Source organism: Planomonospora sp. ID91781, assembly GCF_015711595.1.
Classification (GTDB): Bacteria; Actinomycetota; Actinomycetes; order Streptosporangiales; family Streptosporangiaceae; genus Planomonospora; species Planomonospora parontospora.
On record NZ_JABTEY010000002.1, the window covers coordinates 2,068,196 to 2,082,180 of the forward strand.

12 protein-coding genes are annotated in these 13,985 nt (G+C 76.1%); 4 read left to right on the forward strand and 8 right to left on the reverse strand.

The features are described from left to right. Nucleotides 1-30: 30 nt before the first annotated feature. Genes HS048_RS28400 through HS048_RS28410 form a run of 3 tightly spaced genes read left to right on the forward strand, consistent with a single transcriptional unit; the run spans nt 31 to nt 3,931 of the window. Nucleotides 31-588 (forward strand): RNA polymerase sigma factor, encoded by a 558-nt coding sequence (locus tag HS048_RS28400; RefSeq protein WP_068898660.1) that lies wholly within the window; start codon nt 31-33, stop codon nt 586-588. Beyond that, nucleotides 585-1,064: a hypothetical protein gene (locus tag HS048_RS28405; RefSeq protein ID WP_196469207.1), complete on the forward strand. Its 480-nt coding sequence runs from the start codon at nt 585-587 to the stop codon at nt 1,062-1,064. Before HS048_RS28400 ends, HS048_RS28405 begins: the two co-directional genes overlap by 4 nt. After that, on the forward strand, nt 1,061-3,931 hold the full coding sequence (locus tag HS048_RS28410) for a CHAT domain-containing protein (protein WP_196469208.1): 2,871 nt from the start codon (nt 1,061-1,063) through the stop codon (nt 3,929-3,931). Before HS048_RS28405 ends, HS048_RS28410 begins: the two co-directional genes overlap by 4 nt. On the opposite strand, the gene HS048_RS28415 is transcribed toward HS048_RS28410, so the two are convergent. From HS048_RS28415 to HS048_RS28430, 4 genes are all read right to left on the reverse strand, one after another. Then, nucleotides 3,871-4,683: a sulfurtransferase gene (locus tag HS048_RS28415; protein WP_068898665.1), complete on the reverse strand. Its 813-nt coding sequence runs from the start codon at nt 4,681-4,683 to the stop codon at nt 3,871-3,873. The genes HS048_RS28410 and HS048_RS28415 overlap by 61 nt on opposite strands. Next, on the reverse strand, nt 4,680-5,795 hold the full coding sequence (locus HS048_RS28420) for an alkaline phosphatase family protein (RefSeq protein WP_068898667.1): 1,116 nt from the start codon (nt 5,793-5,795) through the stop codon (nt 4,680-4,682). Before HS048_RS28420 ends, HS048_RS28415 begins: the two co-directional genes overlap by 4 nt. Next, a complete protein-coding gene (locus HS048_RS28425) occupies nt 5,792-6,385 on the reverse strand; it encodes a DUF5998 family protein (RefSeq protein WP_068898669.1) in 594 nt (197 codons plus the stop codon). The genes HS048_RS28420 and HS048_RS28425 overlap by 4 nt, the downstream gene beginning before the upstream one ends. A gap of 67 nt (nt 6,386-6,452) precedes the next feature. Further along, the gene (locus tag HS048_RS28430) at nt 6,453-9,227 is read right to left on the reverse strand and encodes a bifunctional GNAT family N-acetyltransferase/acetate--CoA ligase family protein (protein ID WP_307832683.1); all 2,775 of its coding nucleotides are present in this window, start codon (nt 9,225-9,227) and stop codon (nt 6,453-6,455) included. Between the two features lie 178 nt (nt 9,228-9,405). On the opposite strand from HS048_RS28430, the gene HS048_RS28435 reads away from it, so the two are divergent. Next, nucleotides 9,406-10,299 (forward strand): carbohydrate kinase family protein, encoded by an 894-nt coding sequence (locus tag HS048_RS28435; protein ID WP_191894926.1) that lies wholly within the window; start codon nt 9,406-9,408, stop codon nt 10,297-10,299. A 22-nt stretch (nt 10,300-10,321) separates the two neighbouring features. Here HS048_RS28435 and HS048_RS28440 read toward each other — a convergent pair whose 3' ends face one another. The 4 genes from HS048_RS28440 to HS048_RS28455 are packed head-to-tail and all read right to left on the reverse strand — an operon-like array spanning nt 10,322 to nt 13,907. Continuing rightward, nucleotides 10,322-10,966, reverse strand: a complete 645-nt coding sequence (locus HS048_RS28440) for a response regulator transcription factor (protein WP_068898673.1) — start codon at nt 10,964-10,966, stop codon at nt 10,322-10,324. Beyond that, nucleotides 10,957-12,183, reverse strand: a complete 1,227-nt coding sequence (locus HS048_RS28445; RefSeq protein WP_196469210.1) for a sensor histidine kinase — start codon at nt 12,181-12,183, stop codon at nt 10,957-10,959. Before HS048_RS28445 ends, HS048_RS28440 begins: the two co-directional genes overlap by 10 nt. A gap of 11 nt (nt 12,184-12,194) precedes the next feature. Further along, nucleotides 12,195-12,989: an ABC transporter permease gene (locus HS048_RS28450; RefSeq protein ID WP_068898677.1), complete on the reverse strand. Its 795-nt coding sequence runs from the start codon at nt 12,987-12,989 to the stop codon at nt 12,195-12,197. Nucleotides 12,990-12,992: 3 nt separating this feature from the next. Further along, nucleotides 12,993-13,907 carry an ABC transporter ATP-binding protein gene (locus HS048_RS28455; RefSeq protein ID WP_196469211.1) on the reverse strand — a complete coding sequence of 305 codons (915 nt, stop codon included), beginning with the start codon at nt 13,905-13,907 and terminating at the stop codon, nt 12,993-12,995. Nucleotides 13,908-13,985 lie beyond the last annotated feature (78 nt).

Consider the following 13,985-nt stretch of genomic DNA (forward strand, 5'->3'; position numbering starts at 1 on the left):
TCCGGGTGCCCGGCGGGGACGGAGGCGCCGGTGGTCGACCAGCACACGATCGAGGCCGTGCTGGCGGGAGACCAGGACGCCTGGGACGTGGTGGTCAAGCACTTCGGCCCCCTGGTGTGGTCCGTGGTCCGCGCCCACGGGCTGAGCGCGGCGGACGCGTCCGACGTCGTGCAGGGGACGTGGCTGCGGCTCGTCGAGAGCCTGCCCGGCATCCGCGATCCGGAGCGGATCTCCTCGTGGCTGTGCACCACGGCCAGGCGCGAGGCCGCCCTCCTGCTGAGACGGACCCGGGGCGAGCAGCTGACCGCGGAACCGGTCGAGCCCGCCGATCCGGTCGGCGCCGGGCACTCCGCGGATCCGGTGCTGGCCGTGCTGACCGCCGACGAGGGCCGCCGACTGTGGCGGGCCGTGGAGAGCATGGACGAGCCCTGCCGGTCGCTGTTCCGCCTCATGGCCGCGGCCCCCGACGCGGGCGTCCACCAGCTGGCCGGACGCCTGGGCATGCCCACCGGCAGCTACGGCCCGACCCGGCGCCGCTGTCTCGACCGGCTCCGCTCCCTGCTCGTCCCGCAGGAGGCTGCGTCATGACGCGCTCGCCCTCCTCCTTCGGCCCCTCCTCCGACGACGAGTTCCTGATCGCCGCCCTCCGCCTGGCCTCGGGGCACGACCCCGTACCCGACGAGGTCGCGGCCACCGCCCGGGCGGCCTTCGGCCTGCGGCTCCCCGGCGCCGCCACGGCCCGGCCGCTGGCCGTGCCCGCGCCCTCCGGCATCCGCTCCACCGGACGGGCCCGCCTGCTCCGCTTCGGCGCGGACGGGCTCACCGTCGATCTGGACGTCGACTCCTCCGGAGGCCTGGTCGATCTGGCCGGACGGGTCTGCCCTCCCCCGGGGGCGGGAGCGCGGGCGGAGGTCCGCACCCCCTGCCTGACCGAGTCGCGAGAGCTCTCCCCCACGGGGCAGTTCGCCGTCGTCGGCCTGCCTCCCGGCTGGTTCAGCGTGGTGTGCCACCGCCCGGGTCATCCGCCCGTCGCCACCAGCTGGACCCGGGTCCGGCCTGAATGACCGCCGTTCCCCTCGGCCCGCCCGCCGTGCCGGAAACCGCCGTCCGGAAGGGCCCGGCCCCGGACGAGGCCGTCACCACGGACACCTCCGCCGAAATCTCCACCGATGCCGCCACCGTCATCTCGACGGTCGTCACCACGGAGGCCGGCACCGACGCCGTCACCATCACTGTCACGGCGGCCGTCGCCGCGGACACCGCCATGGACACCGCCATGGGCACCGCCATGGACACCGCCACCGATGCCGTCGCTGCGGCCGAGCGGGCGGTCCGCCTCTCCGGCAGCGATCCCGGCCGGGCCCGCGCACTGGCCCGCGCCGTCCTGGACGCCGGGGCCCGGGAGGAGGCCGCCGCGGTCGCGCACCGCGCGCTGGCGCTGGCCGCGCGCGAGCTGGGCGACCTGCACCTGGCCGAGGAGCACCTGCGCCGCGCCGAGCGGATCGCGCTCTCCGCCGGTCTGCCCCACCGCGCCGCGCAGGCCCGGCTATCCCTCGTCCACGTCAGGACCGAGCTCGGCCATCCGGCCGAGGCCCTGACGATCGCGGCGGCCGCCGAGCCGTACCTCACCCCGGTCGAGGCGGGCAGGCTCGGCGTGAACCGCGCCTCGGCCCTGGTCCGGCTGGGCCGCTACGACGAGGCGGTCCGCCACTGCGACCGCGCCGAGGGCGTGCTCGGCGAGGACCCCGCCTTCCTGGCCGGGGCGACGCTGAACCGGGGGCTCGCCCGCGTGTACCTCGGGGAGTTCGCGGCGGCCGAAGCCGATCTGACGCGGAGCGCCGGGCTGGCCGGGGCAGCCGGGCTGGACCACGTGCTCGCGCTGGCGGAGGGCAACCTGCCGTTCCTCGCCGCCCGGCGCGGTGATCTGCCCGCGGCGTTCACCGCCTACCGGCGGGCGGAGCGGATCCTGTCCGACTATCCGGAACGGCTGGCCACCGTCCGCTGCGACCTGGCCGAGGCCCTGGTCTCGGCCCAGCTGCCCGGTGAGGCGCGGGTGCTGCTGGACCAGGCGGTGCCGGAACTGGAGGCGGCGGGCGCGGAGACGGCCCTCGCGGAGGCGCGCCTGATGCTCGCCCGGGTCGAGCTGGCCACCGGCGACCCACGCCGCGCCCTGCGGAGCGCCGAGGCGGCCCGGGCCGGACTGATCCGCCAGGAACGCGCGCTCCTGGTCCCGCTCACCACCGAGATCGCGCTCAGCGCCCGGCTGGAACTCGGTGAGGCCGCCGACCCCGTCGCGGGAGACCGGCTGGTCGCCGAGATGCTGGCGTGCGCGGCCGGGCTCGACGGGGCGGGCCACCCGTCGGCGCCGTTGCGGCTCGCCACCGCCGAACTCGCGCTCCGGCTGGGCGACGAACGGACCGCCGAGGGACTGCTCGGCCTCCTGGCCTCCTCCGGCCGCGGCCCCGTCGCCCACCACGCGACCGCGCTGCGCCGGGCCGCGGCGGGCGACCGGCGGGGAGCGCTCGCCGCGGCCCGGGCGGGGCTGGCGGCCGCCGGAGCGGACGCGGTCCGGTCGCGGGACCCCCTGGAGCGGGTCCGCGCCGCCCGCCGGGGTGAGCCGCTGGCGGCGCTGGGCCTGGCCCTCGCCCTCCGGACCGGCCGGGCCCGGACGGTGCTGGCCTGGGCGGAGCGGTGGCGGGCGGCCACCGGCGGCGCCGTCGGCCTCGAGGGCTTCGCAGGCACCGCAGGCTCTTCCGAGGGCCGGGGCCCGGTGCGCACGGGGATCGCAGGCTGCGGGGACCCGGCGGGCGCGGAGAGCGCGGAGTACGGGGACCCGGTCGGCGCGAGGAGCGTGCAGTACGGGGACCAGTCACCCGCAGGTGCCACCCGGGGCGTTCGGAGGGCCGCGGAAACGGGTCACGGTGCCGTACCCGGTCCGGAGGAACTGCGTGCGGCGCTGGGCGAGGCCGCGCTGGTCGAGTTCGTCCGCCACGGCGACGAGCTGGCCGTCGTCGCGGTCACACCCGACAGGGTCCTGCTGCGCCGCCTGGGCTCCCTCGCTGCCGCCGCCGAGGCCACCGTCCGGCTCCGGTACGGCCTGCGCCGCAGGCACCTGCTCGACGGGGACGCGCCCGGCCTGACCGCGGAGGCGGCGGCGGTGGAGCGGCTGCTCCTCGGCCCGCTGCTCCCCCGCCTGGGCGACCGGCCACTGGTGATCGTGCCCGCCGGGCCGCTGCACACCCTGCCCTGGCCGGTGCTCCCGTCGAACGCGGACCGACCGGTGACCGTCGCGCCGAGCGCCTCCGCCTGGCTGGCCGCGTGGCGTGCCGTACCCCCGGGAGGAGGCACGGGCGGAGGGACCGCGGCGGTGGCCGGCCCCGGTCTGCGCTGCGCCGAGACGGAGGTCCGCATGGTGGCCGCGCGCCGTCCGGGGACCGAGCTGGTCCCCGCGGCCCGGCACACGGTCCTGGCGGCGCTGGAGCGGGCCGGCGTGGCGCACCTGGCGGCCCACGGGACGTTCAGCGCGCGCAGCCCGCTGCTGTCCGGCATCGACCTCGACGACGGCCGCCTCATGGCCTACGACCTGCTCCGGATCCGCACGCCGCCGGAGCTGGTGGTGCTGTCGGCGTGCGACGCGGGGATGGCGCACGCCCCCGCCGACGGGACGCCGCTGGGGCTGGCGGGGGCGTTCCTGTCGTCGGGCACGCGGTGCGTGGTGGCGGGCCTGGTCCCGGTGCGCGACGACGAGACCCTGGCGCTGATGACGGTCTTCCACGGCCTGCTGGCCGCCGGGCGCCCGCCCGCGGCGGCGCTGGCCGCGGCGGCCGGACGGACGGGGACGGCCGGGTTCGCCTGCTTCGGGTACGGGGATCAGCCGGTGGCGACCGGCCGGGAGGGGTCGGCCACCCAGTTGGACCAGGACCCGACGTAGAGGGAGGCCGGGATGCCCGCGACCTCCAGCGCCAGGACCTGGTGGGCGGCCGTCACACCGGAACCGCAGTAGGTCCCCACCGCGATGCCGGGCACCGCCCCGAGGGTGTTGAACCTCTCCCGCAGGAAGTGCGGCCGGTGGAAGCGCCCGGACGGGTCGAGGTTCTCCGTCGTGGGGGCGCTGACCGCCCCGGGGACGTGCCCGGCGACCGGATCGACCGGCTCGACCTCCCCCCGGTAGCGCTCGGCGGCGCGGGCGTCCAGCAGGATCCCGTCGGCGGCCAGCTCCGCGGCCGCGGCGGCGTCGAGCACGGGCATGCCCCCCGGGCGGGCGGTGAAGTCACCGGGCGGCGGCTCGGGCGCCTCGACCGAGACGGGACGCCCCTCGGAGGTCCAGGCGCGCAGGCCCCCGTCGAGGACCCGGACGTCGGGATGGCCGAAGTAGCGCAACGTCCACCAGGCCCGGGCGGCGGCCGTGGAGCCGGCGTCGTCGTAGACCACGACGGGCCGGGAGCCGGAGACGCCGAGGCGGCGCATCGCGTCCTGGAAGCGGCCGGCCTCCGGCAGGGGGTGGCGTCCCTCCGGGCCCGGGGGCGCGGCGAGGTCGGCCTCCAGGTCGCAGAAGACCGCGCCGGGGACGTGCCCCTGCCGGTAGGACTCGATCCCGGGCGGGCCGCCGAGCGCCCAGCGCACGTCGAGGACGGACGCCGCGGGCAGCGCGGCCAGGTCTCCGGGAGTGATCAGCGGGCTCACCGGGTGCTCACCTCCAGGAGCGGGACGTACTGTTCGGCGGGGGTCAGGGAGCCGTGGTAGCCGGTGAACGACGACTCCAGCGGCTCGGCGTCCGAGGCGACGACGACGGTCCCGGCCCGCGGCACGGCGACCACGTCGCCGATCCTGGGCAGCCACTCCGGGCGGACGCGGGGACCGAACCAGCCGGACTCGACCGCCTCCTCCCGCGAGGCCACCCAGGCCGCGTCCCCCAGGACGCCCCGCCAGGACTCCAGCACGGCTCCGGCCGCCCCCGGCGCGGCGTAGACGTGGCGGGCCCTGGCCTCGCCGCCCAGCAGGGCGACGCCCTCGCGCAGGGCGGGGACGGCGTCGGCGTCGATCCGGTCGGTGGCGTTGACCATGCCGTGGTCGGCGGTGACGTACATCGCCGACCCGGGCGGGAGGGTCCCGGCCAGGCGCTCGGCCATCCGGTCGACCCGGGCGAGCTGGTCGAGCCACTCGGGGGAGCCCCAGCCGCGCATGTGGCCGGCGGCGTCGAGGTCGCCGTAGTAGACGGTGACGTGCGCGCGGGGCTCGGCCAGGGCCCGGCGGACCCCCTCGACCCGGTCGTCGACCGCGTCGGCGCCCACGAAGCGGACGCCCCGGTAGACGGCCTGGTTGAAGCCGGTGCCCTCGAACTGGGCCGGGGCCACGTAACTGGTGCTGATCCCGGCCGCCGCGGCGCGCTCGAAGACGGTCGCGGTGGGCTGCCACTCCTCGGGCGCGATCAGCGGCCCGAACGCGGTCCAGCGCAGGCAGTTGAACAGGTAGCCCGCCCCTGGGACGGCCAGCTGGTAGCCCAGCATGCCGTGCTCGCCCGGCGGCAGGCCGGTGCCGAGCGTGCCCAGGCTGGTCGCCGTGGTGGCGGGGAAGCCCGCGGTCAGCGTCCGGCCCGCCCGCGACGACAGGAAGGGGGCCGCCTCGGGATGGGCCCGCAGCAGCTCCGCGCCCAGGCCGTCGACGAGGAAGAGCAGCACCCGGTCGGCGGGGGCGAGCCCCAGCGGGTTGGCGCCGTCCATCCCCAGCACGGCCAGGAGCGAGGAGGACAGGTCGGCCAGCGACGCCTCGCCGTACGCCGGGACGAGGGGGCTCACGAGGCGGCGGCGCGGGCGGTGGCCTCCGACAGCGCCTTGGCGAAGGCGAGCACGTGGGAGACGGCCTCGGGGCCGTCGGCGGCCTCGCTCACCCGCAGGGAGAGGTCGTCGGCCGTGACCGCGCCGGTGTAGCCGTGGTCGGCCTCGCAGTTCTCGTCGCCGCAGGCGGCCGGCTCGAGGTCGATGTGGGAGATCGCCCCCCAGCCGATGGTGAGCGTGACCTCGGTGGGGGGCACGCCCGGGACGTAGGAGGCGGGATCGGGGACCACGCGGGTGACGGCCACGGACTGGATCCGGCGCAGGAGCACGGCCTCGGTGGTCGTGGAGGCGTGGGACGCCGAGACTCCTTCCACCGCCGGGTGCTCGTCGGTGTGGCAGACCAGCAGGCGGGTGGGCGAGAGCACCAGGACGGTGACGTGCCGGCGCACCTCCATGGCGGGGTCGAAGGTGGCTTCGTGGTGCACCACGTAGGCGTCCACCTGCTCCTTGCCCAGGGCGGATTCGACGGCGTCGGCCACCAGGTCGGGGTAGTAGCCACTGCGGTCGATGGCCTCGCGCAGGCCCGCGGTCGAGAGTCGGGTTTCCCTCATGGGTCCATCCTGCCCTGTCCCGGGCGTCTGTTTCACCCCGAGCGCCGCGGCGCCCCTCAGGCGGCCCTCAGCTGAGCCGCCGCGGCCCCCCGTCGGGACGGGGCCCGCCCGGATGGCGCAGTACGGCGCGGGCCCCCAGCACGACCACCTCCGACTCCCCCACCAGCACCGGGTCGAGGTCGAGCCCGGCCACCTCGGGGAGGTCGTCGGCCAGCCTGCCGACCCGGACCAGCAGCTCCTCCAGCGCCTCGACCGCCACCGGCGGGTAGCCGTACTCGCCGAAGAGCAGCGGCGCCGCGCGCGGAGACTCGACCAGCTCGGCCGCGTCCTCGCGGGTCAGCGGGGCCAGCCGGTAGGCCTCGTCCCGCAGCAGCCGGGCCGTCACCTCGCCCAGCCCGAAGGAGACGACGGCGCCGAACCCGGGGTCCTCCACGACGCTCACCACGGTCGGCACCGCGGGCTGCGGGACCATGCGCTGCACGGCGAGCACGGCGTCGGGACCCAGCTGCCGGAGCAGGTCGGCGAAGGCGTCGCGCACCCCGTCCGGGCCCGCCAGGCCGAGCCGGACCGTCCCCGCCCGCTTGGCCGCCTCCGGGTCGGCGGCCTTGAGCACCACCGGCCAGCCCAGCCGCTCGGCCGCGTCCACGGCCGCCTCCGGCGAGGCGACCACCTCGGCGCGCCAGACCGTCAGCCCGTAGCACGCCAGCAGCTCCGCGACCTCCGCCTCGGAGGGGACCCGCTCGGCGGCCTCCCCGGCGGTCACGGCCTCCCCGACGGTCCCCAGCGCCTCCGCCATCCCCGCCGTTCCCACCGTCTCCGCCATCCCCGCCGTTCCCACCGTCTCCGCCGTCTCCGCGGTCGGAGCGCCGCCGGGCGGGGCCCCGCCCGGCGGGGCCGCCAGCAGCCGCTCGACGAGTCCCCGCGCGGCGGGGGCGTCGACGTCGAGCTCCTCCACCGGCACGCCGGCGGGCCGCTCCCGCCAGCGCGCGTACCGCACGGCGTGGGCCAGGGCGCGGACCGCCTCCTCGGGCGCCGCGTAGGACGGGATGGAGCCCCGCTCGGGCACCTCCGCGCCGACCCGCAGCTCCGCGGGCATGCCGAGCTGCCCCTCGAAGGTGGCCAGCACCGGCTTGCCGCCCTCGCCCGCGACGCGCAGCAGTTCCGCGGCGACCTCCGCGGCCCGGCCCGGGGTCGGCGGCATGTAGATGGCGACCGCGGCGTCCACCTCCGGGAGCAGGGAGGCCAGGGCCGCGCCGAACTCGGCGGCCCCGGCGCGCGCGCCGAGGTTCACCGGCGGCCGGGGCTCCAGCCCCGCGCGCACGCAGGCGTCCACGGCCAGCAGCGCCAGCGCGTCGGAGTTGCCGACCAGGCCGACCCGCGGCCCGGCGGGCAGCGGCTGGTGGGCCAGGAGCTGGGCCACGTCGAACTGCTGGATCAGGTCGTCCACCCGGATCACCCCGGCCTGCTCGAACAGCGCGCTGAGCGCGGTGTCGGGCAGGCCGAGCACCTGGGCGGCGTGGCCGATGGGCACGCCCTGGGTGGTGCCGCCGCTCTTGACCACCACGATCGGCTTGCGCCGGGAGATGCGCCGGGCCAGCCGGGCGAACTTGCGCGGGTTCCCCAGCGACTCCAGGTAGAGCAGGATCACGTCGGTTGCGGCGTCCTCCTCCCAGTACTGCAGCAGGTCGTTGCCGGACACGTCGGCCCGGTTGCCCGCGGAGACGAACGAGGAGATGCCCATGCCGCGCTGGGCGACCCGCTGCAGCAGCGCCGTGCCCAGCGCGCCCGACTGGCTGAAGAAGCCGACCCTGCCCCGCCCGGGGACGGTCGCGGCGAGGGTGGCGTTCAGCCGGACGGCCGGGTCGGTGTTGGCGATGCCGAGGCAGTTGGGACCGACGACGCGCAGGCCGTACGCGCGGGCGATGCGGACCAGCTCGTCCTGCCGGGCCCGCCCCTCCGGCCCGGTCTCGCCGAAGCCGGAGGAGACCACGATCAGCCCGCGCACGCCCTTCTCCGCGCACTCCTTGACGACGTCGATCACCCCGTCGGCCGGTACGGCCAGCACCGCGAGGTCCACCTCCCCGTCGATGGCCGTCACGCTCGGATAGGCCCGGACCCCCGCGACGGCCCGCGCCTCGCGGTGGACCGGGTAGACCGGGCCGGTGAAGTCCGCGCCGAGCAGGTTGCGCAGCACGGTCTGGCCGACGCCGCCGGGCTCCCGGCCGGCACCGACCACCGCCACCGAGCCCGGGGTCAGCAGCCGCTCGATGGAGCGGGCCTCGGCCCGGTGTTCGCGGGAGGCGGTCACCTCCTGGGAGGTCTCGGTCGGGGTGAGGTCGAGGGTCATCCGCACCACGCCGTCGGCGAAGCGGCTGCGCGCGGTGTAGCCGGCCTGCTTGAGCACGCCCATCATCTTCTGGTTGGCGGGCAGCACGTCGGCGACGAACCGGGCGATGCCGTTCTCGCGCGCGGTCTCGGCCAGGTGCTCCAGCAGGACCGAGGCGACGCCTCGGCCCTGGTGGGCGTCCTCGACGAGGAAGGCCACCTCCGCCTCCTCCGCGTCGATCCGGTCGTAGCGGATCACGGCCACCATCTCGGTGCCGATCGTCGCGATCAGCGCGACCCGGTCCACGTAGTCGACGTTGGTGAAGCGGGTCACCTCCCGGTCCGACAGGCGGGGGCGGGGGCCGAAGAAGCGGAAGTAGATCGACTCCTCGGACAGCCGGGAGTAGAAGGTCCTGAGCCGGTCGGCGTCGGCGGGCCGGATCGGGCGCACGTGCGCGGTGCCGCCGTCGGACAGGACGACGTCCGCCTCCCAGTGGGCGGGGTATTGAGCCTCCACAGTCCCGAGGGTAGACGCGAATCCCACATGTCGGACCAGCCGGGTGGGTTAGCGCAACGCTTGTGCATCGACTGCGGTCCCGTGTCCGATCCGGCCCCCCCATCCAGGCCTGGAACTGTTAGGTTTTTCGCGGTCCCCTAAGCACGTTCGGCATCGAAGTCACAAGGCGGTGGACATCATGACGCGGGTGGTCGTGGTGGGCGATCTCATGACCGACGCGGTCGCGCGGGCTCGCTATCCGCTGGCCCGGGCCAGCGACACACCGGCCGTGGTCACGATGCACGGCGGCGGGTCGGGTGCCAACATCGCCTCGTGGCTGGCGGTGGAGGGCTCGGAGGTGGCCTTCATCGGCCGCCGCGGCGCCGACATCACCGGCCGCAACCGCGACATGGAGCTCATGGGGTACGGCGTCGACGCCCGCCTCGTCATGGACCCCGAGCGCCCCACCGGCACCTGCGTGGTGCTCGTCACCCACAAGGGCGAGCGCACCATGCTCTCCGACCCGGGCGCCAACGCGGCCCTGTCCCCCGAGGACCTCCCCCGCGACCTGTTCGCCCAGGGCGGCCACCTCCACCTGTCGGGCTACACCCTGATCAACGAGGGCTCCCGCGAGGCCGGACTGGCGGCCCTGGAGATGGCCGGCCGCGCGGGGATGACCGTCTCGGTCGACTGCGCCTCCTCGGCCCCGCTGGAGCGCACCGGCGCCGAGCCGTTCCTGGAGTGGACCCAGAACGCCAAGCTGCTGTTCGCCAACGCCGACCAGGCCAAGGTCCTGACCGGCCGTGACGATCCGGCCGCCGCCGCCAAGGTGCTCACCGCCTGGTTCCCCCAGGTCGTGATCAAGCTCAACGACGAGGGCTCGCTGTGGTACTCCAACAGCCGCAGCGAACCCGTCCGGGCCCCCGCCGAGTCCGTGGAGCGGGTGGTCGACGGCACCGGCGCCGGTGACGCGTTCACCGCGGGCTTCCTGCCGGCCTGGCTCGAGGGCAAGCCCCCGGCCGAGGCCCTCGCCGCGGGCAACCGCCTGGCCGCCAAGGCCATCGCCCACCTCGGCGCCCGCCCCCGCCTCTGACCGGCCGGCCGCGGGCCGCCGGTCAGCCGCCGAGATAACGCAGGACCGCCAGCACCCTCCGGTTGTAGTCGGGGTCGCGCGGCAGGTCGAGTTTGTCCACGATGGCGTTGACGTGCTTCTCGACGGTGCTCAGCGAGACGTGCAGGCGGGCGGCGATCGCCGCGTTGACGAAGCCCTGCGCCAGGTGCTCCAGGACCTCCGCCTCGCGCCCGCTCAACCTGCTCAGGGGGTCGGCGCGGGTGGTCCGGGCGAGGAGCCGACGGACCACCTCGGGATCGAAGACGGCGCCGCCCGCGTGCACGCGCTCGAGCGAGTCGAGGAAGTCGGCCACCTCAGAGACCCGGTCCTTGAGCAGGTAGCCCAGACCCGTGGCGGACCCGGCCAGGAGCGCGGCCGCGTAGGTCTTCTCCACGTACTGCGACAGCACGAGCAGGCCGACCTCCGGCCGCCGCTCGCGGATCTCCAGCGCCGCCCGCAGCCCCTCGTCGGTATGGGTCGGCGGCATCCGCACGTCGACGACGGCCACGTCGGGCCGGTGCCGCTCGACCGCGTCGAGCAGTGCCCGTGCGTCGCCGACCGCGGCGACGACGTCGTGGCCGGCGTCGCCGAGCAGTCGGCTCAGGCCCTCACGGAGCAGCACCGAGTCGTCCGCCAGGATCACTCGCACGGCACCGCCTTGGGCAGCCTCGCGGTGACCTCGGTGGGGCCTCCCGCCGGGCTGTCGACGACGAGGTCGCCGTCGAGGGCCAGGACACGCCGGGCCAGCCCGGAGAGGCCTCCCCCCGAAGGATCGGCGCCACCGCAGCCGTCGTCCGAGATCACCACGCTCACCGTCCGCTCGTCCTCGGTCAGGACGACCAGGATGTCATGTGCCCCCGCGTGCTTGACCGCGTTGGTGATCGCCTCCCGGGCCACGAAGTACAGGGCCGTCTCCACCTCGGAGACGGGCCTGCCGGCCAGTCCGTAGTGCACGGTCACCGGTACCGCCGACCGTTCGGCGACGCCCTCGAGCGCGTCCTGGAGCCCCAGCTCGTCGAGGGCCGTCGGGTAGATCCGCCAGGCCACGCTGCGCAGTTCGTCCAGCAGCCGGCGGGACTCGGCGTAGGCCTGGTCCACCAGTTCGGCGGTCCTGGCGGCGTCGGGGTCGTACCGGGCGCGACCCAGCAGCATGGCCAGCGCCACGCCCCGCTGCTGCACTCCGTCGTGCAGGTCGCGTTCGATCCTGCGCCGCTCGTCGTCGACGGCCCGCACGATGCCGGAGCGGGTCGCGGTCAGCTCGGCGATGCGCCTGCGCATCAGCTCCTGCCCGGCCGGTCCCAGGAAGCGGCCGGCCAGGAGGCGGTCGGCGGCGTCGACCGCGAGGACCGCCGACGCGGCCAGCGCCAGCGCGACCGTGCCGATCGTCAGGCCGAGCACCCAGTCGCTGGTGATCAGTTTCACACCGGGCAGTTCCAACGGCACGGAGTCGGACGCGCCCGAGGCCAGGTCCCACAGCCCGCCGAAGAGGAAGAGCCCGCCGGTGAACAGGCTCACCGCGCAGACGTATCCGCCGGCCACGCCGAGCACACCGCGCGCGGCCAGGAAGGCGCAGCCGCCCTGCGCCGCCGGGCCCGCCCCGCGGCGGGCGGCCGGGGAGGAGGGGACGCCCGGCCGCGCCGTACCGGCTGCGGGCCGGAAGGAGCGCGGCGTGCCGTGGCCGAGCCGACGCGCCAGCCGGGCCCGTTCCAGTGCCACCAGCCGGGCGGCGGCGCGGTCCACGGCGGGCCGCGCCGCCGGTATCACGGCCGCGGGCCGGAGCAGGCAGACGAAGAACAACTCGGCCAGGCCCAGGATCGTACCGGTGACGATCCCCGCCAACACGCGCGCGATCCGATCGGCCGACATGGTCGCGGAGTCTAGGCGTCGCGCCGGCGCAGTACGGCATGGCCCGCCGCCACCGCCGCCGCCGTCCACGCGAGCAGCCAGGCGAGTCCCTCGCCCGCCGGGTAGGGGATGGGGCCGCCGGTCGGGTTGTCGGTGCTGCCCATGAACGCCAGCCCGGCCGGCAGCGGCATGCGCAGCGCCGCCTCCAGCGCCGGGGGCGCACCGGTCGCCGCCAGCAGCAGCGGCAGGCCCATCAGCAGCATGAACACCGCGGTCAGCGTGCCCGCCGCGCTGCGTATCGCGGCTCCCGCACCGATCGTGATCACCGACACCAGGGCGAAGAAGACGCCGACGCCCAGCAGGTCGAGGGCGGTCTGCGCGGGCGGCAGGGTGACGTGGCCGTCGAACGGCTCGCCGGACAGCACGACGTGGACGGCCGCCGCCGCCGCGCCGCCGGACACCACTCCCGCCGTGAACGCCACCGCCGCCGCCACCAGCGCCTTGGCCGCGAGCATCCGGCCGCGGACCGGGACGGCCTGCAGGGTGGTGCGGATGCCGCCCGAGGAGTACTCCGAAGTGATCATCAGCATCGCCGCCGCGACCGGTGCGAACTGGGCGAAGATCGTCGCCGAGACCACCGGTTCGCCCGCGGGGAGGCTCGCCGTCCCGCCGTCGCGGAGCGTCTCCGTCGCCGTGGCCCCGCCCAGCGTCAGGGCGCTCAGCACCATGAGCACGACGGTGCCCGCCAGGCACCACCAGGTCGACCGGACCGACCACAATTTCGCCCACTCGGCGGCGGCCGCCCGGCCCAGTTCACCGATCCCCATCGTTCACACCTCCGCCTTCCGGGCGCCGTACTCCACGCTGCCCGCGGTCAGTTCCTCGTAGGCCTGCTCCAGTGAGGCCTCGCGCGTGCTCAGGCCGTGCAACCGGATGCCCGCCTCGTACGCCAGGTCGCCGATCCGCTCGATCCCGGCGCCGGTGGCGACCAGCTCGTTCTCACCCGGCCGCTCCACCCGAATCCCCGCGGCGGCGAGCCGTACGGAGAAGTCGCCCGCGTGCGGGCTGCGGACGACCACGGCGGTCAGCGCGCTGTCGGCGATGACCTCCGCCAGCGGCGCGTCCCTGATCAGGCGGCCCCGGCCGATCACCACCAGGTGGTCGGCGGTCAGCTGCATCTCGCTCATCAGGTGGCTGGAGACGAAGACCGTGCGGCCCTCGCCGGCCAGCGAGCGCATCAACCGGCGCACCCAGCGCACGCCGTCGGGGTCGAGCCCGTTGACAGGCTCGTCGAACATCAGCACCTCGGGGTCGCCCAGCAGCGCGCCCGCGATGCCGAGCCGCTGGCTCATCCCCAGAGACAGCGCACCGGCGCGCCGGTGCGCCGCGTCCGCCAGCCCGACCGCTTCGAGGACCTCCTCCACCCGGCTCCCCGCGATGCCGTTGCTGCGCGCCAGCGCCAGCAGATGCGCGCGGCAGCTGCGCCCCGGATGCACCGCGCGCGCGTCGAGCAGTGCACCGACCGTCCGCAGCGGGTGCCTGATCTCGTGGTACGGCACGCCCCCGACGAGCGCCGTCCCGGCCGTCGGGCGGTCGAGGCCGAGGATCATCCGCATCGTGGTGGACTTGCCCGCTCCGTTCGGCCCGAGGAAGCCGGTGACCGCGCCCGGCTTCAGCTCCAGCGACAGGTCCTCCACGGCCGTCCGGTCGCCGTAGCGCTTGCTCAATCCCTTTAGGCTGATCACGCCGGCCACGCTAGGCGTCCGCCGGGCCGCCCGCCATGGGGGCGGACCGCCGACCCGTATGGCGGGAAACCGTAACGC